This window comes from Streptomyces bobili, from assembly GCF_002154575.1.
GTDB classification, from domain to species: Bacteria; Actinomycetota; Actinomycetes; order Streptomycetales; family Streptomycetaceae; genus Streptomyces; species Streptomyces bobili.
Window position 1 is genome coordinate 45,259 of sequence record NZ_MUBA01000211.1, and the last position, 20,417, is coordinate 65,675.

Consider the following 20,417-nt stretch of genomic DNA (forward strand, 5'->3'; position numbering starts at 1 on the left):
ACTGGACGCCGGGACCATCGCTCGTTCACGCATCATTGCCGGTCAGCCCTTCTTGGTTGCCAGTACGAGTAGTGACGCCTCACGATCACAAATCCCAAGCGTGAAAGTCAATAGACCTGTTGAAGCGCTTCGATTTCTCGCCATGCGACCGGATCCCAACCTTGCGAAACCTTTACCATTCCAGAAAGTTTCACCTACCACGGTCTCATGCGAGGAAAACTGCGCCGTCAGCTTCCAGCGCTGGGGCTCGTAGCGATTAAACATTTCGAAATTTTTCGACACCTCGAATGTTGTTCGATCCTCCGTTTCGGGGACGATCTGGCGCGATCCGTTCACTGAGCGGCAGGTCGGCACCTCCGCGCGTCGTCCATATGCCGAGACGCGATCGCTAGGACCCGCCGAACCGGTGGCCGCACAGGCAAACGATCAGGGACTGATTGAGCGTTTTCAGCGGAGCCGCTCCAGGGTGAGGACTGCCGCGGCGATTGACGACATTCGATTCGGGCTGCAGCGCGCCCTGCGGATGATCCGCCAGGACTTCAGTCGTGCGACGCCGCGCTCAACCGGTGCCCGTGCGGCGGACAGCGCGCGGTTGACGGTCTGCCGGGTGGGCGTGAGGCCGCGGCCGAGCGGGCGTCTGAGGGGCGTCGTCACCCATGGGCCGGCTTCCGTGTAGGCGCGGTCGGCGAGGACCGGGATGCCTGGGCGTTCGCAGGTCCGGATGATCCGGATCACCCGGTGTGCGGGCCGCGGTCAGGTCGTGCGGCCGGGCAGTGAGGGTGAGATCCACAGCAGCCGGCCATCCGGATCGGTGGTCACCAACTGCACGTTCGCGCCATGTCTGTCGGCGGTGCTTGGCGGAGAAGTCGGCCCGGCCGTCGCCTACCCGGTCGCACTCAGCGAGCGTGCCGTCGAGCAGAACGTAGTCCGGATCGGTCTCACGCAGCACCTTGAGCAGGCCCGGTGCATGTTCCGCCAGCAGGCTGATCACCGCGGCGGTGCAGGGCGGCAGGCCCCTTCATGACGGCGTCGGTCACGAGGAGACGGCTTGTGTCCGCAAGGTCCGTGTGCGGGGTCTGCTCGTGTGGCGATCGAGCAGGCTGATCCCCCGTTGCTCGGTTCGCAACGGTTCGTCGAGCGTGTTGCGTTCCAGATGAGACGCATGGCGCGCTTCACACCCTTGAGTGCTCACGGAGGGGCTCGCCGGTCTCGGACCCGGACAAAGGCTCAGCGGGCGATGTCAGCGGTGGCTGCCATGCTGCCTCCATGACTCCTTGGAACCTGCTTGTCCTGGACAAGGCCCTGCGGGCCAGCTGGGCCGCCGACACCTGCTCACCCGACGATCAGGCCGAGTGGTACCCCGACAACCCTGCCTGGGGCCACTGCGACATCACAGCTTTGATCGTCAACGACATTTTCGGCGGCGACCTCATGGTCGGTGAGGTGCACCTTGACGGGAATCAGCGTGGCTTTCACTGGTGGAACCGCCTGCCCAGCGGCGTCGAGCTCGACTTGACCCACGAGCAGTTCCAACGCGGGCAGGCTGTGACCGCAGCCCGCGTCGTCGAACGCCCGCCCGGTCCGCTGCGCCGTTGGGACGAGTACCTGCTCTTGCGCGAGCGCGTGATCAAGCATCTCGGTCACCTGCCGGAGCCCGCCCTCTGACCTGGAGGTCAGGGCCTGCCCGCCGTAGTGTCGGTGCGCAACTGCTCCTCTCCGTCACCGTAGTTCGCGGTGGTGCCGCTAGGCGGAACCATTGGTGCTGGTCGGCAGGGCCTGCTGATAGAGCGCCACCAACACGCCGTGCACGGGTTGGTCCTCTGCATCCTCCTCGGCCTCATCGACCAGTTGAGCGAGGGCCTCGCCGAGTTCTCTCGCCTTCGCGGGACTGAGCCGCAGATGGCGCAGTGTCAGGTGGGTCTCGGCGGGAGAGCGGTCCAGTTCCTGGGCGACCGCGGTGAGCATCGCGGCGGTGCCTGCCGCCCGGGGTTCGGCGACAACCATCTGGCGGGCCGTGCGCTGGTAGTACTGCTCGGTACCGCCGCGGACCTGCCGGGTCTCGGCGATGTGGACCAGCCCGGCTTCGCGGAGCACTTTGAGGTGGTGGGCCACGTTGCCCTTCTTCGCGTCGAGTTGCGCCGCGAGCTGGCTGGTGGTGGCACGCCGGTGGCCCAGGGCGAAGAGCAACCGCTGACGCAAGGGGTGAGAGAGCGCCGCGAACTGCTCAGGCGCACCGATCTCCAGGACGTCCTCAGGCGGGGGCAGATAGGAAGGCTGATCACGCATGCTGAAAGTGTCCAAATACTTTGACGCTTTCGCAAGGGCAGTGCTTCACTCCCTGCCATGACGACTCCGACGAAGCTTGCGCCGACCCCTGTCATCGACGAGACAGCCCGACTCCTGACCGAGCACTACGTCTTCCCCGAGATAGCCGAGCAGCTCACCGGCCTGCTGCAACGACGCCTCACCGAGGGCGCCTACGACGTCGACGACACCGAGGAGCTCGCCCGTCTGGTCACCACGGACCTGCAGTCCGTCAACGGCGACCGGCACCTGAGACTCAAACACCACGCCGCCCCGGTCTCCACGAAACGGGGGGCGGCCACCCGCGACGCCATGCGCCGGGACTTCGACACCTCGCTGGGCGGCGCGCCACGGGTGCAGTTGCTCGACGGAGGGGTCGCCCTGGTGGAGCTGGCACCGATGCTGTTTCCGCTGGAGTGGGCCGCCGAACCGCTGAGCGCCGCACTCACCCTGGCCTCCCGCGCCCAGGCGCTGATCGTGGACCTGCGTGCCAACCGGGGCGGCGACCCGGACACGGTCGCCTTCGTCTGCAGCTACCTGCTCGACGAGCGCACCCACCTCAACACCATGCACTGGCGCGACGGCGAGCGCAGCGAGCAGTCCTGGAGCCTGCCGTACGTTCCCGGCGCTCGCTTCGGCGGCAGCAAGCCGTTGTATGTACTGTCCAGCGACAGCACCTTCTCTGCCGCTGAGGAGCTGGCGTACGACCTCCAGCAGCTCGGCCGCGCCGTAGTCGTCGGCGAACCCACCCGCGGCGGCGCACACCCCTGCCAGGGCTGGACCCTGCACCCACACCTGGAAGCCACCGTCCCCGTCGGCCGCGCCATCAACCCCGTCTCCGGCACGAACTGGGAAGGCACCGGTGTGCAGCCGGACATCCCCTGCGCCGCCGCCGACGCCCTCGGCCACGCTCACGCCCTGGCCCTCGCCCGACTGGCAGCCTGACCGGTCCAGCTCATCGCGGCGCAGCTCCCATGGACGTGACGAGACGTGACGGGCGTCGCGGCCAGCTGCCGCGGCGGCCGCTCAGACGTGGCCGTCCAGAAACTTCCGTACCTCGGCGAAGGTCATAGGCCCCGTGCCGTGCGCCACCGCCTCTCCCTCCTTCAGCAGGACGTAGGACGGGGCTCCGGTGATCCCGTATCGCTCCGTGGCGGCCGGGCAACGCGTGATGTCGGTGCGGACTGCCGTCAGGCGGCCCGTGTAGGCGTCGGCGATGTCACTCACGACGAGGTCCATCTCCCGGCAGGGCTCGATCGCCTTGGGCCATGTCCCGGTGAAGTAGGCGAGGACCGGAACTCCGCTCATCCCGACGATGAAATCGAACTCCGCGTCCTCACGGGGGCGGTGAACCCGCTTTGTCATGGAAGCTCCTGAGCTCACGTTCCGTCATTCCATCCCCATCATCCCTCGCGCGGTGTGCCAGGCCGGGCCGGTCGGTCGCCCGGCCGACCTGTCGGAAGGTCGCCGAGAACGAGGCACAACGAGGCATGCGGCCTCGGGAAGCCCGTCGGCGGCGCTGTCTCGGCGAAGCACGGTGGCGGATACGGCTCGATTCCTGGACCGTTCGGGACGCGGTCGTGGACGGTCGAAGTACGCGTCAGCTGCCCCGAAGACCGACCGCCAGCGTCAGTTCAAGGACCCGTTGTGGCGATGCGAGATCCGGAAACAGCTCCCGCAGCTGCGTCATCCGGTACCTGACGGTCTGGGGATGGACGAACAACTCCGCCGCCACCTCGTCCCGCCTGCCCTGGTGCAGCAGCCACGCCCGCAACGTCTCCTCCAGCCGCCGTGCGGTCGCGACGGGCAAGGTCCACAACGGTGCGAGGGCCCGTGCCCGCAGGTCTGCGAACGCGTCCGCGTCGGCGCTCAGCACCAGCTCGGGCAGGTGGTCCTCGGTGTCGCGGATATCGGAGGAGAGGGAGCGCGCGCGCACGGCTCGCGCGTACGAGGCGGACGCACGAGTCCATGGCCGGGCCGGGCCGACCACGGCGGTGCGGTCGGTCAGCTGCCGCAAGAGATGTGAGCGGTCGGCATCGGGGACGAGCAGCGCACCGGTGGCGTCCGGCAGATCGTCGAGGACGAGGGTGCTCGGGTCGAGCGTGCGGTAGGCGGGCCGGGCCTGGGCGGCGGGCAGCAGGACCGCGGTGAGCGAAACCGAAGGCTGCCACCCGGCCCGTTGAGCAGAGGCCAGCAGCACCTCCGGGCTCGCGCCGGCGAGGAGGTCGCGGGCCAGGTGTTCCAGGTGGCGTTCGTGGGCCCTGCCCCGGGCGGCCAGTTCGTCGGCGTGGCCCGCGGCGCTCGCGGCGGAGAGCTCGTCGATGTAGGCGAAGGTCAGCTCGGCGAACTTGGCGACCTCGGCGGCGGGCAGACCCGCGGGTACGGCACCCGCTGCCAGGCATCGCCAGGCCACGCGGGCGCCGACGCGGTAGGCGCTGAGCAGGGCGTCCATCGAACGGCCGTCGCGCACCTCGCCGCGGCCCAGCTCGTACGCCGCGTCACCGGCGTCGCCGCCTGTGGCGTGCCCGCTCGCGAGGTCCAGGTAGTGCCCCAGGGCGGTGCGGACGGCTCTGCGTATGGTGCCGCCCATGCGGCCCGAAAGGGCGTTGGCGTAGGGAGGGACCTCGTCGATGATCGCCTCGACGACCTCGTCGGCGGTGGTCTTCAGCTCGGCCCGAAGTGCGGTGACCGTCGTCTCGTCCAGGGCCAGTTCGCTGGCCCTCCGGATTGCATGGCTCACGTTTCTGTTCCCTGCGAACAATTCAGCCGACCAGATTTACGTCCTGCGGACAGGACTTTACGCCCTGAGGCGCAGCAAGCTGGCCCCATGACGAGTACAGCCCTCCGCAGCAGGGCGTGGAAACTGCTGGAGATGGTCACGACGCCGCTGCTGCCGTCGGACTACCTCGACCTGGTCAGCCCGCTGCGTTCGGGCGCTGACCTGCGGGGGCGTATCGAGGCCGTGCACCCCGAGACGGGTGACGCCGCGACCATCGTGATCAGGCCGGGACGGGGCTGGCGCGGCCACACAGCCGGTCAGTACGTGCGGATCGGGGTCGACGTCGACGGGGTGCGCCTGTGGCGCGCCTACTCCATCACCTCGCCGACAGACCGCCAGGACGGCCGCGTCACGATCACCGTGAAGGCGATCCCGGACGGCAAGGTCAGCAACCACCTGGTCCGCAGGGCGAAACCGGGCACGCTGATCCAGCTCGACCAGCCGACCGGTGACTTCGTACTGCCGCCGGCCAAGCCCGCCAAGGTGCTCTACCTGACGGCCGGCAGCGGCATCACGCCGGTGATGGGCATGCTGCGCGACACCGAGTTCGACGACGTCGTCATGGTCCACTGCGCGCCACGGCCACAAGACGTGATCTTCCGCAGCGAACTGCACGACCTGGTCGCGGACAGGAAACTGCGGCTCACCGAGGTACACACCGACACGGACGGCAAGCTCGACATCGCCCGTCTCGACGAGCTCGTGCCCGACTGGGCCGAGCGCGAGACCTGGGCCTGCGGGCCCACGGGCCTGCTCGACGCCGCCGAAGAGCACTGGACCGAGTACGGCGTCCAGGAGCGCCTGCACACCGAACGCTTCCGCGCCGGCATCGTGGTCACCGGTGACGGCGGCGAGGTCACGTTCAGCGCGACCGGCAAGACCGTCGACGCGGACGGCGCCACGCCGTTGCTGGACGTCGGCGAGGAGGCCGGCGTGCTCATGCCCTCCGGGTGCCGCATGGGCATCTGCTTCGGCTGCGTCACGCCGCTCAAGGCGGGCGCCGTCCGCGACCTGCGCACCGGCGAGATCACCGAGGCCGAGCCGGGCGTCCTCATCCAGACCTGTGTGTCCGCCGCGGCGGGCCCCTGCGACATCGAACGGTAGGAGCACCTTGACCGCCATCGACCCCACCGCCCACCTGACCGCGGAGCAGATCGAGGAGCTGGGCCGCGAGCTGGACGCGATCCGCGACGAGGTGATCGCCGACCGCGGCGAGAAAGACGCCGCCTACATCCGTAAGGTCATCTCGGCGCAGCGCAAGCTCGAGCTGGTCAGCAGGGGTGTGCTGCTGTTCTCGATCTTCCCGCCCGCGTGGCTGCTCGGCACCGCCGGGCTGTCCGTGGCGAAGATCATGGACAACATGGAGATCGGCCACAACATCCTGCACGGCCAGTGGGACTGGATGCGGGACCCGAAGATCCACTCCACCACCTGGGAGTGGGACCACGTCTCGCCGTCCGAGCAGTGGAAGCACTCGCACAACGAGCTGCACCACACGTACACCAACGTCATCGGCAAGGACAACGACCTCGGCTACGGCATCATGCGCGTCGACGAGGACCAGAGGTGGCACCCGTTCCACCTCGGCCAGCCGCTGTGGAACTTCCTCAACGCCTGCTTCTTCGAGTACGGCATCGCGGCGTACGACCTGGAGCTGGGCAAGAACCTGAGCAAGCGCCGCCGCAAGAACCCGGAGTTCCGCGCGCGGGCCAAGGCCGTGGGCCGCAAGATCCGCAAGCAGGTGCTCAAGGACTACGTGATCCACCCGCTGCTGTCGGGCCCGTCGTTCCTCCCCACGCTCGCCGCCACGTTCACCGCGAACCTGGTCCGCAACGTCTGGACCCACTCGGTGATCATGTGCGGGCACTTCCCCGAGGGCGTGCAGGTCTTCGAGCGCCGGTCGATCAAGGGCGAGACGCGCGGTCAGTGGTACCTGCGCCAGATGATGGGCTCGGCGAACATCAGCGGCAGCAAGGCCATGCACTTCATGACCGGCAACCTGTCGCACCAGATCGAGCACCACCTGTTCCCGGACCTGCCGAGCAACCGGTACGCCGAGGTAGCGGTGAAGGTGCGCGCCCTGTTCGAGAAGTACGAGCTGGAGTACGTCACAGGGCCGCTGCCCAAGCAGGTCTTCTCCGCGTGGCACAAGGTCTTCCGGCTCTCGCTTCCCAACAAGAAGCCCGCGGTCAAAACGCCGGGCCGCGAGCAGGAACTCCTCGCGGCCTGATTGCCCGCGTTGGTTCAGATCCTTCGCCCGTCCCGGCGGCACCGCCGGGTTCGGTGAGATCCGTCGCGGACGGCGGGCGAGGTTTCTGCGTGGCGGTGCCGACTCAGGCGTGCCGCGCCCAGTCCTGGTCGAGGCGGTCGGCCAGGCCGGCGGCCGTGAAGGCGGCCTCCAGCTCGTCGCGGCCTTCGGTGAAGTGGGCCCAGCTGTCGTGGTGGACCGGGACGACACGGCGGGCGCCAAGGATCCGGGTGGCCTCGGCTGCCTGTGCGCTGGCCAGGACGAGCGGGCTTCCGTCGAAGAGCATGGGGAAGCGGGGGGCGCCGGCGAACAGGACGGTGGTGTCCACCGGGGCGAAGCGTTCGGCGATCTCCTTGACCGCGTCGAGAGAGGCGTTGTCGCCGCTGACGTAGACCGTCGGCAGGTTCTCACCGGTCAGGACGAAGCCGACGACCTGGCCGGTGAAGGGCTCGACCTCCTCGCGCGGACCGGGACCGTGGATGGCGGGAACACCGGTGACGGTGACGGTGCCGCCGCCGGGGCGCTCCAGCTCGACCGTCTCCCAGTCCGCCAAGCCCTTGGCCGTCCCTCCGAGGCGTTCGGCGCCGCCGGGGGTGGTCAGGGTGAGAGGGACGTCGGCCAGCAGGGCCCGGCCGGACGTGTCGAGATTGTCGGCGTGCTCGTCATGGGAGAGCAGGACCACGTCGAGGGAGCCGAGGTCGGCGGGGGTGGCGGTGGAAGGGGCGGTCTTGCTCAGGGTCGGGCCGGCCGAGGGGTAGTCGCCAGGGCCGTCGAAGGTCGGATCGGTCAGGAAGCGCAGACCGCCGTACTCGAACAGAGCGGTAGGGCCACCGAACGTACGGACCGGGAACTGGTCGGCGTTGAGCTGGGACATCGCATCTCCGCTTCTCACGAAAAACATCAGTATTTAACGTGAGCACAGGCTAGGCGGGTATCACGGAAAATTGCAAGCGCTACCATGACAGGTATGGGCGACACCCTGGCCACCGAGACATCGCAGACCGCTCTGCCCCCAGCTCCGGGCGCCGACCGCTACCCCTGCCTGGACTTCGCCGACACCGCCGCGATCCTGCCCGCCGGCCAGAGCTACGACCTGCTTGCCACCCCGGAATCCGCCATGCGCTGGCTCGCTGCCCATGACCTGACCACGCCGGACGTAAAGCTGTACGAGGTGTGCGCACTACGGATGCGCACGCTGCGCGGCCACGTCCGCGCCCTGTTCGCCGCCCGCGTCGACGCGACCACCCCGCCCGAGGAATCCCTGCACGCGGTGAACGAGGCGCTCACGGCCGTGCCCACCGCACCCCTCCTCGCCTGGGACGGGGCCCGCGGGCCGCGCCGCGTCCAGGCACACCCCACCGACCGGGCCGTCAACCACGCCCTGGCGACCCTCGCCGCCGACGCCGCCGACCTGCTCACCGGTCCCGACGCCGGCATCCTCGCCGCCTGCGGCTCCGCGCCCTGCGACCGGTTCCTTCTGCGCACCCACGGCCGCCGGCACTGGTGCTCCACCCGCTGCGGCGACCGCGCCCGCGCCGCCCGCGCCTACGCCCGGCGCAGCAGCGCCTCGGACTGACGGCGTACCACCCGGAGCCCTCTCAGGTGCGACTCTTCACCGAACCGTTCGACGAGGCGGCGAGGCGGCGAAACCGGCCCGGCCGCCCCGCCGGTCACGACCGCAGCCCGCTACACGCCTCGCGGGTCAACTCGCGCCAGGACAGGTCGACTTGGCCGACGGTTCACCTCGACGCGAGTATGCGCCGGTGATCCCTGGTCAGCGGCGGCCGGTGGTCAGGATGACGAGGAACTGGCCGCCGCCCGCCTCGATGTCGGCGGTCACCGGCAGCCCCGGTACCAGTCGGGAGAACCTGTCCACCAGCCAATCCGCCGCTGCTTCGGCGTCCTGCCTGGTCGGACAACGGCCGACCATCTCGCGGCCCCCCTTGCGCTCCAGCCTGGCGGCCACGGTGATCAGCGGCGCGGGTTCGACTACGTACAGGCGGTCCGGCCAACCGATGACCACCTTGACCGCGCCCTTGCGGGTGTTGCACCCGCGGTGCGCGAGCCGCTCGGCGACCTTGGCCTTCCGGTCGGCGGTCCGGCTGTCGACGCTGGGCCCCTGCGGGTCGTTCACCGACTTGTCGGGGTCGACAGGTCCGTCGCACACCCAGCATCGCCAGCCGTCGCGCTCAGCCACATCATCAAGGAGACTCACCCGAGCAAACTAGCCTGCCCAGCCGCCGCCCCGCGCACCAGGGTCTCGGCAACCAGGTGAGTTGTGGTCCATGCACATCTCCTGACGGAAGAGCGGCCGTCCGCCGACCCCGGCTGCTCCGGCGACAGGTGGTTGCAGACCAGTAGTCGCCGGAGCTGCGCTCCGATAGCGTACCGACCAGACGGTACGAGTGGGAGGTCCCTCGCGCACCGCCGTGTGCTCGATGAACAGTGACGTCTCATCCCCCACAGCACGGAGAGCCGCTCATGACGCAGAACACGGACCGCGACAGCCTGGCCCTCGCGCGCAGGACATGGAAGGTTCTCGAGCCCTACCACGGGGCTGTCTACTTCTCCCCCGAAGCCGCAAGCCACTACGCCGACTTGGGCGTGGACGCCAGGACGGGATACTTCGCCTCCCGCTCCGCCGCGCTCGGCGCCGCTCCGGCGGATCTGGTCATCGCCACGTTCTACAACTTCAATCCCCAGGTGGTGCGCCGAGCCATACCCGCGGCATGGGAAGCCGCCACGCCGCAGCGGTTCGCCGCCGCCCGGCTCACCGGGATCGATACCACGCTCCGCCGCATCCTCGGTGCGGACGTCTCCTCACCGGCGTTGGCCCGCGCGGCGGAACTGGCCCGCAGCGCCGCTGAAGTGACCCTGCCTCATCCGCAGGGCCGCCCCCTGTTCGCCGCGCACGCCGCACTTCCGTGGCCCAGCGCACCTCACCTCGTCCTCTGGCACGCACAGACACTGCTGCGGGAGTTCCGTGGCGACGCTCACGTGGCAGCACTGCTGACTGCCGGACTGAGCGGGATCGAGGCTCTCGTCACGCATGCCGCCACAGGCGACATCGACGCGGGGGTGCTGCGCAACTCGCGTGCGTGGACGCCGGAGCAGTGGGGACAGGCCGTGCAGAACCTGCGTGAGCGTGGATGGCTCGACGAAGGACCCCAACTGGCCCTGACGGAGGATGGCGCGCGGCGAAGGGCAGAGATCGAGCACACCACCGACAGGCTGTCCGCCCTCCCCTACCGCACGCTCGGTCCTGCCGCCTGTGCCGAACTCCGTGCGCTGGCACGACCGTTCAGTCTCGCGGTGGCCAAGGAACTCCTTCCCTGGGCAGTCGACCGCCTCGGCGAAGAGGACGCGTGACCGCAAGAGCAAGGTTGCTGCTCGGTGCACGGTCCCGCCTTCCTGGATGAGGCTGTCTGGGCTTTCGGCGTCAGTCGAGGACGTGGAGTTCGCCGACGAGGCAGCATGAAGCGGCCCGCGCACGGCTGGACGAACTTCGACAACGGCATCGCAGGCGCCTCTGAACCGCACGGGTCCCGGTAGCCGCCCGGCACAGACCAACTCCCTCACCGCCCGCCCCAGCGAGCCGGTCGCCATGCGGGCCACGAATGTTCCTGGGCGTGCAGCGGAATACGCCTGGGAGCGGGGCGCGGCTGTGACGTGTACCGGTCCACGTCCGGCTCGGACGTCTTCACCCTTGAGCGCCGCATCGCTTCGGGCGTGACGGCACTGACCTACACGGACCCCGGTCTGGCGCGGGGGTACTACTACTATGTGGTTACCGCCGTGGCCGCCGACGGCACCGAATCGGCCCCGCAGGTCAAGCCGTTCGAGATCTCGCTGCCGGCGCCCTGACGCCCGGTTCGATCCCTTGGACCCCGGTCGTCCGGACGACGCCTTCCTGCGTCCGGGCCGCCGGGTGATCAACGAATTCTGCGGTGGGTGCAAAAGCCGCAGGGCCTGCCGTGCCATTCGCGCAGTTTCAGCGGAGGCGTATTCCCGGTGACGGTCTTCGGTGGCCGGGCAGGCCGTGCGAGAGCCCGGCCTTTGGGTTCCAAGGCATACCCGAGCGCGTCCCGAGTCGTGGGAAGGATCATGCCGTCTCGGATCAGCGTACGGACTGCTGCTCTCACAGCCCTCGTGGGAACGTGACGGCAGAGCAGTGCCGTAAGGGAGGTGACGTTATGGCCTTCCCATTCCAGCAGAAGGGTCAGGAGGGTCATTTGGAGCAGAGACTTGCTGGGGCTACGGCGGCTGGGAGGCCTGCTCTGTTTCTGCGCACTGCCCGTTGCGTCCTCCTCGCCGAGGACGTCGCGAAGTGCCGCAGGAGCGAAGACGGCCAGCTCGCGGCCGTACGCGACGGTGAGCAGGTTGTCGTCGAAGGCAAGCTCATGAACGGTGTCGGGGAGCCACAGCGCGGTGTGGCTGTCGCCGGTGTCGGCATCCCACACGTACACCGCGTTGCCGGGACCGCCGACTGCGACGACAGCGGATTCCTGCACGCTGCCGAGTCCGAACACGGTCGCGGTGGGGGCTTGTTGATCGTCCGCATCCAGGTGGACGAGGCTGCGGACGCGGCCGGTGTCAGCGTCGGTGACACGGATGCTGTGGTGGTTGAGGCCCCTGTGCTGTGACGCGACTCGAGGGCCGGAGGGGCCGGCAGCGAAGGACACGGCCCGGACACCGGGCGCCGAGGAGCGTGCCGGGCACAGGGTACGGCGGAGGGTGCCGGACGGCAGGTTCCACAGGAGGATTTCGCCGGTCGGATGACCTGTGACGGCTACGGGAGTGTCGCGGATACGGCCTGCGGCGATGGCCGTCACTTCTTCCTGTCGGCCGAGGGCACCAGTGCGGAGCCGTCCGGTGGCAAGCTCCCACATGCGGGTGTGACCGTTGTCGTCGAGTGAGAGCAGCACGGGCTGCCGCATCGACCCTCCTACGTGCATCGCGACGACAGGCACGTCCGTCTCGCGCTGCCACAGAACGGCGCCGGTTTCGACCAGGCGGACCACGAGTCCCTTGTCAGGGCTGGCGGTGGCGCATACGGGCCCCTGCCGGGTGGCTCCCAGGGTGACCGCCCGCACCGGGCTGTCACCGGTGATGCGGGCGCTGAGCAGGCGGCCGGTGCGCGTGTTCAGGACCCTGAGCCGGTGGTCACGGCAGGTGGTGACGGTCAGAGTCTGACCGTGCAGGGTGGCGGTGGCCAGTGTGTCGATGCGTCCGGGGTGGGCGGCGCCGGTGATGTGCCCGGTGCGGTCGGCCAAGTCCCAGACTCGTCCGGTGGCGTCGTCACTGCAGCTGACGGCCCACAGCTGATCGGGGTCTGCCGCCGGTTCGAACGCTGCCACGCGGCGCACGGGCCCGGTGTGGCCGGTGTAGGTGCGAATCTCCTTGCCGTCCAGGGCATGCCAGCTGCGTACGGTCTCGTCGGCGGACGCGGACAGCACGACCAGCCCGGCCAGAGCGTTGCGTCGTTGGAATCCGCGGTGATCCGCGGCGGCCCTGGTGAGCAGTCGCAGGTCGTTCTGGTCGAGGATGTTCTCGCCCAGTTCCGAGTCCGCGCCTCGCTGCTCCAGGTGTGGATCGTGGACCGTGCCGAGAGCCAGGACGCCTGCGTGGTGTCCGTCCATGCGGTGAAGTTGCCGAGCGGTGTCCACATCCCAGATTCGGACCGAGCCGTCGCTTCCGCCGGTGACGGCCAGAGGGTGAGCGCCGCCCGGCCTGTCCACGGACATCAGGTGGAGGACCTCTAGGTCTCCTGGGCGCCCGTTGCCGTTGAGATCGTCGAACACCTCGCCGTTCGTGGCGTCCCAGACTCGCCCGGTTCCGTCGGCCGCGGTCGCCACGGCGGTGGGTGGGTCGACTGTGTCGAGACAGTCCAGGGCTGTCAGGTTGGTGGTGAAAGGCAGTCGGTAGCGGACGTGGCCGTCCGGCAGGTCGATGGCTACCGCATACCCCGGTTCGGCAGGGTGGCAGCCGATGGCGACGAGCCCGACGGACGGTTCGGGATGGCCGGAGACCGCCAGGAGTCCGGGCAGGGCACCCTGGGGTGAGGTGAACAGGCACCGGGTTCGGTGCTGGTCGAAGTCTGTCCAGCGGACGGTTCCGTCCTGGCCGGTGCTCAGCGCACACAGACGATCTCCGTGACTCACTGCCTGAAGGCCTGTGACGGGACCGTGGTGGGCGTCGATGACGGCCCGGAGGCGGCCCGTGTGCGTGTCCCACCGGCGCAGTCTCCCGACCGTGTCTGCGGTGATCACGTCGACGTGTTCGGGTCTGTTGTGGAAGGCGAGGGCGGTGACGCCGCCTGTGTGACCGCCCCACGCGTGCAGGAGCGTGCCCGTGGCCGCGTGGAAGAGGCGGACCGACTCGTCATGGCCTGCGGTGGCGGCGACGGGTTCGTCGTCCACCGTGCCGACGGTCAGGTGGTGGACAGGTCGGCGGTGCCCACTCAGGGAGGCCCGCAGCGCCGGTGAGATGTTGGCGGCGGTGGACCAGACGCAGCGCCAGGGGACGGCGCCCTCGCCCGGTGGCTCGTACAGCTGGTTGCTGAGGTCCGGCCGCTGGTGACGTACGGCGTCCACGGCCAGGATGTGGCGGCGCTCAGGGGCTGAGGCGGTGATGTGCCGTGGCAGAGACGTGCGGTAGATGGTGAGTGACGTGCGGTGCTCTGTCCCGCCCGCTGTGGCCAGAATGCCGCGTGGGTCACCGTGGACGAGGAATTCGAGGTCGTCGAGAAGCGCGGGCAGGCTTCCGGCGTCGGCGGCGTGTTCGGCGGCGTGGCGCAGCAGGTACGGCGTTGCCTTGTCCCAGCGCACGGTGTCTCCGTCCCGTGCCTGCGCGGTCAGCAGGTCGAGGACCCGCCGGGCTGTCCGGCCACGGGTGGCGGTGCGTGCGGCAGCATGGTCTGCGGCCTGTGGTTCCTGTGCAGCGCCGGAATCGTCGTCGACACTCTCGGAGCCGGCGGGTGGGGTGGTCACGCCGGCTGCTCGTCGCCGGTGGGCACACCGGCCAGGAGGCGGGCCAGCTTGTCGGTTTTCAGGTACTGCTCGACGTGGTGGAAGCGGTACGTCTGGTGGACGGAGCAGTGCTCGTCGCTCTCCACTCCGTCGAACCGGCGTGAGATGCCTTTCACGGGCAGGGCGACGAGGTCGCCGGGGTCGGCGAGATTGGCCCAGCGGTGAACGGCTCGGGGTCTTTCGCCTCGCCCGTTGTCGGGGCTGGGTGTCAGTCGGTGGAAGACCGCCTTGGGCATGGCCAGCGGTGATCCCAGAGTGATCAGAAGCGGCACCTGTACGTCGCGGCAGTCATGGAGGACCTCGTAGGCGATGACGCTGCCCAGGGAGTGAGCGATGACCACGTCGGGCTGGTGGGCGACGATGGCCTCGCGCACGCGCTCTTGCACTGCCTCCCGCGCGGCTGCCGGCTGCAGATAGAGGCACACTTCCCTGGCCAGGCGGACCATGAACCATTCCATGACGCCGGGAGAGCAGGCCTTGGATGCGACGATGTCCTGCAGTTGGGTCCGCAGCAGGAAGGTGAGCCAGCCCTGGGCGACACCGGCCGGTTCGGGAAGTTCCTGCTGGCCGAAGAGGTCCGCCAGGAACTGTGATTCCGATTCCGTGAGATCCTCCAGGCGGCCGTCCTCACCCTGGTGGCCTGCGTCCGCGAGCAGATCCGCGTAGTAGGCGACACGCACGTCACTGCCCGTTGTCCCGCCTTCGGCGAGGTACCGCGCCCACAGTTCGGACATCTGCACGGCGATCTCGGGCTCTTTCCCGTCACGCAGGTTGCCGATGCCGTGAATGCCCAGAACCTTCATGCGTCCTCGCTTCTCGCGGTGTCGTCGATGGGATAAGGCTCGTCCTGGAGATGGTCGGCGAGGCCTTGGTGGAACAGGCGGTACAAGGTGGCGCCGTCGCTCTCGACGCCCGTGCGCAGGTAGAAGGAGCCGGCATCCAGCAGTGCCCGGATGCGCTGCAGGCGGTCCCGGTCCTCCCCCGGCTCACGCATGGCTGTTTCTGTCAGCAGTTCGGGGGCGAACTCGGGGGCGACGGCGGCGATCGCCTCGGTGGGGAAGCCGTCGCCCTTGGCGAATGCCACGGCCGCCAGCACCGCCCGCAGAGCCCTGCTGTCAGGGTGGCTGCCGACGTCGAGTTCGAGGACGGCCGGCAGGCTCCTCGGGACGGAGGCTCCCAGCGCGGCGGCGTCCTCCACGTCCGTGGCCGGCGGCAGGGCCTCCAGTACCTGGCCGAAGATCCGGGCGACCAGGAACGGCCCCCACTCGTGCATGCGGTCGGGATTCTGGGTGAGTGCTTCGGCGACGGTGTCGGCGAGTACCGTGCGGACGGCCCTCTGTCCGGGGCCGCTGTACCGCGGCAGCGCGGACAGTCTGCGCAGCATGTGACTGCGCAGGTCTTCGCGCATCTCCTCAGGGGCGACATCGTCCAGGTCCAGGAGACCTTCCTGCTGTCCTGCTCTGTCGAGCAACGGCCGAAATCCCCACCGGCGGGTGCCGACCAGCAGCCGGACGGCCGGCTGCCCGTCGGGGCGGACGGCCTTGGCCAGGGGCAGCAGGAGAGATCTCAGCAGCCCCTGGGGGTCTTCTGCTTCGTCCAGGGCATCGAAGATCAGGGCCGGCACCTCGGGCAGGGCGCTGATCTCGGCCAGCAGGTCGGCGACGGTCCAGGGCTGGTAGGACTCGGCGGGCAGGTCCCACTGGGCGGCCAGTGAGGCCAGGATCGCGTCCAGATCCCGGCCGCGGGCGTGGATGGCGGCCAGCAGCGGGTTGGGAGAGCACACGCCGTCCGGGCTCTGTGCTGTCAGATACGTTCGGATGTCCGGGGCCGCGCCGATGATGGCTTGGTGTCCTGCACACACCAGGGCACCCAGCAGTGCCGACTTCCCCGATCCGGGGGCGCCGGTCACCACCCGCAGTCCGCCGGTGCTGTGGTCGTCCAACCAGGTGGCCAGCCACTCCAGTTGGGATCGGCGGCCGACGAAATGGTCCCCCACCCGGTCGATGAAGTGCTCGGCGCCCAGATCCGCGACAAAGGCCCGAACCGGTGCCTCGACGGCGTGGAGTTTCTCCAGGCGCTCATCGTGGCGCCATCGCGGGTTGGGGAAGAAGGGCAGCTCCGGCAGCTCTTGGGACACGTCCACCGGCGTGGTGTGCAGGCGCTGCGGGCTGCCGAGTGTCTCCAGGCTCTGCTGAATGGCGCGCGTGACGCGGTCCCAGCGCACGAAGCGCAGCGAGGGTGAGGTGTCCAGGCCGTGAAGCGCGATCTGTTCAAGTACTTCGGCCACCGCCTCGCTGAAGCGACCGTCATAGGCCGGCAGGTCCGAGCTGGTGGCTGCGATCACCCACGCGTTCCGGTCACTGTCAGGGACGCGGGTGAGTTCCGACAGGCGAGCAGCGCGACCGGCCCGGCACAAGTCGACGATGAACAGGGTGGGTTCGGGCCGCTGGTGGGCTGTGCTGATCCAGTGGCTCACGTTGGTGGCGTTGCCGACCTGGCCACACGCCGGAACCATATGAATATGCTCAGGGTTCGCGGCCGCCCGCGAGCGGTTCAGGTCCTCTGCCACGCTGCCGTGCGAGATGACGTGCACGATCCGCGTGGAGGCAGACATGATGGCCTCGTCGCTCTCCACGAGTACCGTTCTGCGATCAGGGTCGGCGACCCCCAGCACCTCGTAACCGATGCTCTTGTAGGCGAGGTTGAGGCGGGACATCAGCACGGGAACGAACGGGAGCTCGCGCCAGACGGTACGGCCCGGTTGTGGTTCCCCCTGTGTCACGGCTGCGGAGGCGAATCGCGCAACGCCCATGAGCAGAACCTGCTCCCCGCTCATCGCTTCGTCTCCCCGTCGTGCCGATTCGACGGTCCAGTCAAGCATGCCCGGAAGAGGACTGGTGGATACTGAGGCCTCATGGCTTCCGACCGCGCGAAGCGCCTTCGCCGACTGGCCCGTACGCTCACCGACCGTTTCGGCCTCGCCTCGCATCGGCACGGGGTGGTGGAGGCCGAATGGTCCGGCTCCGCACGCGCGTGGACGTTCGCGTGGACCGACGGGCCGACGGTCGCCCAGGTGCGGGCGGCCTGCCGGGAGACCGAGCCGGTGGCGAGCGAAGGCCTTCGGTACGCCCGCTCGCTCTCGCAGGACGCCGTCGCACTCGGCGCCGTTCGTCTGACGATCCTCTCCGCCACCACCGCCACCGGTGGTCGGCCCCGCGTCCGTCCGGCCGACGTGGAGGCACTGTGGAGGGACAGGCCGTTTCCGGGGCCGCGCACGGAACGGGAACGCGCACTCGTGTACGCCGTGGTCTACGAGGTCCACGCCGCGCACCACCGCAACAGTGCCGACGCCGCGGAGATCTGCGAGTTGATCAACCAATACGGCCTGGCGGTGTTTCTGCGTCGCTGCGGAGCCGAGCTGTCCCCCGCCGAGACCCTCACCGCCCACTACGCGGCGTCGCACGCCCACCCCACCTGGCGCCACCAACTGGCCACGATGGATCCCGACGCGCTCTTGCGGGCGGTCCGGGACGACCCGCGCGCGTCGGCGGCTCTCCTCGATGCCGCCCTCGCCCTCCTGCCAGGACTGCCCGCCGAGTCCGCCGCGGCCGAGGACGAACTCCGGACCCGTCGCCGGCGTGCCTCACCGACGGCGTAGTCACGGCCGGGTACGGACAGGAACGCGCGGGTACGGGCAGGGTACGGGCAGTTGGACACCCGGACGGCACCGGTCCAGGCGGGGGGCCGGCGCCCGTCCCGGCGCTCGGCCGGCGATGTCACACCCCCGTCGTACCCTTCGGCCATGAGCGTCTCCCTCTACTACAGCGCACGCCGCACGACACCGTTGACCGAGGCCGAATCAGCATCGGTCGCGCGCGTCGTCGCCGCGCACATGGCGTCGTTTCCGTACGACGACGAGGAAAGCCTGTACGTGTACGACGGGCACGCGGCCGGGCCGGAGGAGATCGTCGCCGGATCCACCAAGATGCCACTCGATCCCGGCCGGCTGATGCCGGTGATCGCCCACGTGCTGGATTCCGTGACCGACCTGCGCCGGGCCGTGCCGGATGCGGAGTGGCACGTACACATGGACGACCTCGACGTCCCGTGGGACGAGACCGAGGGATACTCGCTGCCCGGGATGCGCGACCCGGAACTCATCGCGGAACTGTCGGCGAACCACGACGAGGACAGGGCAGACGGATGACGGAGTCGCCACCCGAGAAGGCCGCGGACGCCCTGCCGGGTGATCCGGAGCAGCGGCGCCTCCTGCAGTTCGGCGAGGAGCTGTACCGCCGCATCGCACCGGACGCCGATCTCGGTCACGTGCTGCTGCCCGAGGACGATGCGGTGGCGGTCGTTCACCGTGCGCGGGGCGGTGGCACGATCCTCGTGGCGGCCGACCGGTCGGTTCTCTTTTCCGGCTCGGCGCTCGACATCAGTGCTGCCCTGACCGACTTCCGAGCCGGCCGGCGCACGCCTGTGGAACGGTTCCGGTAGCGCCTGGGTGGGGATAGTTAACTGTTCGTCTCCAGGGTTGTTTGCGTGAGCGTAACTTCGATTGGGTGAGCATCGTTGTGAGGGTGTGAAGCTGACGGAGTGGGCGAGGGCGCAGGGTGTGCATCCGCAGACCGCGTATCGCTGGTTTCGCGAGGGCACCTTGCCGGTACCCGCGCAGCGGGTCGGCCCGCGCATGATCCTGGTGAACGTCGAGGTCAACGCGGCGCCTGAGGTTGTCGGCGGGGTGGGTCTGTATGCCCGGGTCTCTTCCCGTGATCAGAAGGCCGACCTGGAACGCCAAGTCGCCCGGCTGTCCGCGTGGGCGGCGGGGGCCGGCCACCGTGTCGTCCGGGTGGAGGCCGAGACTGGTTCGGGGATGAACGGGGCGCGTTCCAAGGCCAGGCGTCTGCTGGCCGATCCCGAGGTGACCACGGTCGTGGTGGAGCACCGGGACCGGCTTGGCCGGATGAACACAGAACTGGTCGAGGCAGCTTTGGAGGCATCTGGGCGCCGCCTCGCCGTGCTGGATGAGCGAGAGGCCGAAGACGATCTGGTCCGGGACATGGTGGAGGTACTGACCTCCTTCTGTGCCCGCTTGTACGGGCGCAGGTCGGCGAGGAACCGTGCCCATAAGGCGCTTCAGGCAGCCGAACATGGCTGATCTGCGTCCGATCGAGGCGTCGTTCGTCGCGTCCGGCCCGCATGGTGTGGCCATCCGCACCCGCCTCAGACACCTGACGCCGGACGACGAGAAGGTGCTGCGTCTGGTGGGGGCGCATCTGGGGTCGCTGGCGTCGAGGGACCTCAGGGCGCGCTGCCGGGATGGTCTGGAGCACTCGGCTGAGGCGTGGGCGGTGCGTAAGCGGGAGCTGACGCCGCTGTCGTCGTCGCGCTGGGCGGGCAGTATCACCAAGGCGTCGCATGACCAGTGGGCGCTGGCCCGGCGCTGTCAGCTCGCGCACATGCAGAGCCTGGAAGCGGGCGTCCGCACCATCGCCGGCCGGTTGTCGCTGCCGGTCGGGCAGAAGGGGACGAAGAAGACGCCGGGGGGTTACCGGTCGCGGCGGGAGTGGCACGCCAAGGCGCGGCGGCTGCGGGTGCTTCAGGACCGGCTGGCCGCCACGCGGGCCGACCGCGACGCCGGAGCCGTGCACGTCGTACGGGGCGGCAAACGTCTGGCCCGCACCCGGCATCACCTGGCAGCGGCCCGGCTCACGCAGTCCGACTGGCGCGGGCGCTGGGAGGCGGAGCGCTGGTTCTGCCAGGCCGACGGAGAATCCGGCAAGCGCTACGGCAACGAGACGATCCGTATCAGCCCCGACGGCGAGGCGAGTATCAAGCTGCCCGCACCGCTGGCATCGCTGGCGAACGCCCCGCACGGACGGTACGTCCTGGCCTGCCGGGTCGCGTTCGCGCACCGGGGCACCGAGTGGGCGGACCGGGTCGCGGCCGACCGGGCGATCGCCTACCGCATCCACTACGACACGGGCCGGGACCGCTGGTATGTGACCGCGTCCTGGCAGATCCCGCCCGCCCCGGCCCTCCCGCTGGAGGCGGC

Annotated in this window: 19 protein-coding genes and 2 pseudogenes; 12 read left to right on the forward strand and 9 right to left on the reverse strand. The window is 69.4% G+C overall.

The window, feature by feature from the left end; genetic code table 11:
- Positions 1-447 precede the first annotated feature (447 nt).
- A pseudogene (locus tag BZL64_RS18150) lies at positions 448-994 on the reverse strand (transposase family protein); the annotation flags it as partial.
- A gap of 272 nt (positions 995-1,266) precedes the next feature.
- Between BZL64_RS18150 and BZL64_RS18155 the strand changes: the two are divergent.
- On the forward strand, positions 1,267-1,665 hold the full coding sequence (locus BZL64_RS18155) for a YunG family protein (RefSeq protein WP_086770238.1): 399 nt from the start codon (positions 1,267-1,269) through the stop codon (positions 1,663-1,665).
- A gap of 78 nt (positions 1,666-1,743) precedes the next feature.
- On the opposite strand, the gene BZL64_RS18160 is transcribed toward BZL64_RS18155, so the two are convergent.
- Positions 1,744-2,286: an ArsR/SmtB family transcription factor gene (locus tag BZL64_RS18160; protein WP_086770239.1), complete on the reverse strand. Its 543-nt coding sequence runs from the start codon at positions 2,284-2,286 to the stop codon at positions 1,744-1,746.
- Positions 2,287-2,343: 57 nt separating this feature from the next.
- On the opposite strand from BZL64_RS18160, the gene BZL64_RS18165 reads away from it, so the two are divergent.
- The gene (locus BZL64_RS18165; RefSeq protein WP_086770240.1) at positions 2,344-3,249 is read left to right on the forward strand and encodes a S41 family peptidase; all 906 of its coding nucleotides are present in this window, start codon (positions 2,344-2,346) and stop codon (positions 3,247-3,249) included.
- A gap of 81 nt (positions 3,250-3,330) precedes the next feature.
- Here the strand turns inward: BZL64_RS18165 and BZL64_RS18170 are convergent, their stop codons facing one another.
- Entirely contained in the window at positions 3,331-3,669 is a 339-nt protein-coding gene (locus BZL64_RS18170) for a thioredoxin family protein (RefSeq protein ID WP_086770241.1), read from the reverse strand.
- 235 nt (positions 3,670-3,904) lie between these two features.
- Positions 3,905-5,044 (reverse strand): PucR family transcriptional regulator, encoded by a 1,140-nt coding sequence (locus BZL64_RS18175; RefSeq protein WP_086770242.1) that lies wholly within the window; start codon positions 5,042-5,044, stop codon positions 3,905-3,907.
- Between the two features lie 87 nt (positions 5,045-5,131).
- On the opposite strand from BZL64_RS18175, the gene BZL64_RS18180 reads away from it, so the two are divergent.
- Together BZL64_RS18180 and BZL64_RS18185 are read left to right on the forward strand one after the other, a co-directional pair.
- On the forward strand, positions 5,132-6,187 hold the full coding sequence (locus BZL64_RS18180) for a ferredoxin reductase (RefSeq protein WP_086770243.1): 1,056 nt from the start codon (positions 5,132-5,134) through the stop codon (positions 6,185-6,187).
- Between the two features lie 7 nt (positions 6,188-6,194).
- Positions 6,195-7,313, forward strand: coding sequence for a fatty acid desaturase family protein (locus BZL64_RS18185; RefSeq protein ID WP_086770244.1), 1,119 nt, complete (start codon positions 6,195-6,197; stop codon positions 7,311-7,313).
- Positions 7,314-7,416: 103 nt separating this feature from the next.
- Here BZL64_RS18185 and BZL64_RS18190 read toward each other — a convergent pair whose 3' ends face one another.
- Entirely contained in the window at positions 7,417-8,205 is a 789-nt protein-coding gene (locus BZL64_RS18190; RefSeq protein ID WP_086770245.1) for an MBL fold metallo-hydrolase, read from the reverse strand.
- Positions 8,206-8,298: 93 nt separating this feature from the next.
- Here BZL64_RS18190 and BZL64_RS18195 point away from each other — a divergent pair, with 93 nt between their 5' ends.
- Positions 8,299-8,907, forward strand: a complete 609-nt coding sequence (locus BZL64_RS18195; protein ID WP_086770246.1) for an ABATE domain-containing protein — start codon at positions 8,299-8,301, stop codon at positions 8,905-8,907.
- 198 nt (positions 8,908-9,105) lie between these two features.
- On the opposite strand, the gene BZL64_RS18200 is transcribed toward BZL64_RS18195, so the two are convergent.
- Complete coding sequence (locus tag BZL64_RS18200; protein WP_086770247.1) at positions 9,106-9,546, reverse strand: hypothetical protein; 441 nt, start codon at positions 9,544-9,546, stop codon at positions 9,106-9,108.
- A gap of 266 nt (positions 9,547-9,812) precedes the next feature.
- Between BZL64_RS18200 and BZL64_RS18205 the strand changes: the two genes are divergently transcribed.
- Positions 9,813-10,700, forward strand: a complete 888-nt coding sequence (locus BZL64_RS18205; protein WP_086770248.1) for an SCO6745 family protein — start codon at positions 9,813-9,815, stop codon at positions 10,698-10,700.
- Positions 10,701-11,000: 300 nt separating this feature from the next.
- The gene (locus BZL64_RS18210; protein WP_086770249.1) at positions 11,001-11,195 is read left to right on the forward strand and encodes a hypothetical protein; all 195 of its coding nucleotides are present in this window, start codon (positions 11,001-11,003) and stop codon (positions 11,193-11,195) included.
- A gap of 68 nt (positions 11,196-11,263) precedes the next feature.
- On the opposite strand, the gene BZL64_RS18215 is transcribed toward BZL64_RS18210, so the two are convergent.
- From BZL64_RS18215 to BZL64_RS18225, 3 genes are read right to left on the reverse strand one after another with little or no spacing between them, the layout of a single operon-like run.
- Positions 11,264-14,320, reverse strand: coding sequence for a WD40 repeat domain-containing protein (locus BZL64_RS18215; RefSeq protein ID WP_086770250.1), 3,057 nt, complete (start codon positions 14,318-14,320; stop codon positions 11,264-11,266).
- Positions 14,317-15,162, reverse strand: a complete 846-nt coding sequence (locus BZL64_RS18220) for a hypothetical protein (protein ID WP_086770251.1) — start codon at positions 15,160-15,162, stop codon at positions 14,317-14,319. The genes BZL64_RS18215 and BZL64_RS18220 overlap by 4 nt, the downstream gene beginning before the upstream one ends.
- Positions 15,159-17,075 carry an AAA family ATPase gene (locus BZL64_RS18225; protein ID WP_401712919.1) on the reverse strand — a complete coding sequence of 639 codons (1,917 nt, stop codon included), beginning with the start codon at positions 17,073-17,075 and terminating at the stop codon, positions 15,159-15,161. Before BZL64_RS18225 ends, BZL64_RS18220 begins: the two co-directional genes overlap by 4 nt.
- A 198-nt stretch (positions 17,076-17,273) precedes the next feature.
- On the opposite strand from BZL64_RS18225, the gene BZL64_RS18230 reads away from it, so the two are divergent.
- The 5 genes and pseudogenes from BZL64_RS18230 to BZL64_RS18250 all read left to right on the forward strand — a co-directional run.
- Positions 17,274-18,017 (forward strand): hypothetical protein, encoded by a 744-nt coding sequence (locus BZL64_RS18230; protein ID WP_086770253.1) that lies wholly within the window; start codon positions 17,274-17,276, stop codon positions 18,015-18,017.
- Between the two features lie 144 nt (positions 18,018-18,161).
- Entirely contained in the window at positions 18,162-18,566 is a 405-nt protein-coding gene (locus BZL64_RS18235; RefSeq protein ID WP_086770254.1) for a hypothetical protein, read from the forward strand.
- Positions 18,563-18,859: a hypothetical protein gene (locus BZL64_RS18240; RefSeq protein ID WP_086770255.1), complete on the forward strand. Its 297-nt coding sequence runs from the start codon at positions 18,563-18,565 to the stop codon at positions 18,857-18,859. The genes BZL64_RS18235 and BZL64_RS18240 overlap by 4 nt, the downstream gene beginning before the upstream one ends.
- Before the next feature lie 85 nt (positions 18,860-18,944).
- Positions 18,945-19,520 carry an IS607 family transposase gene (locus BZL64_RS18245; protein ID WP_086770256.1) on the forward strand — a complete coding sequence of 192 codons (576 nt, stop codon included), beginning with the start codon at positions 18,945-18,947 and terminating at the stop codon, positions 19,518-19,520.
- Positions 19,513-20,417 (forward strand): annotated as a pseudogene (locus BZL64_RS18250) (IS200/IS605 family accessory protein TnpB-related protein); the annotation flags it as partial. The gene BZL64_RS18245 and the pseudogene BZL64_RS18250, both read left to right, overlap by 8 nt.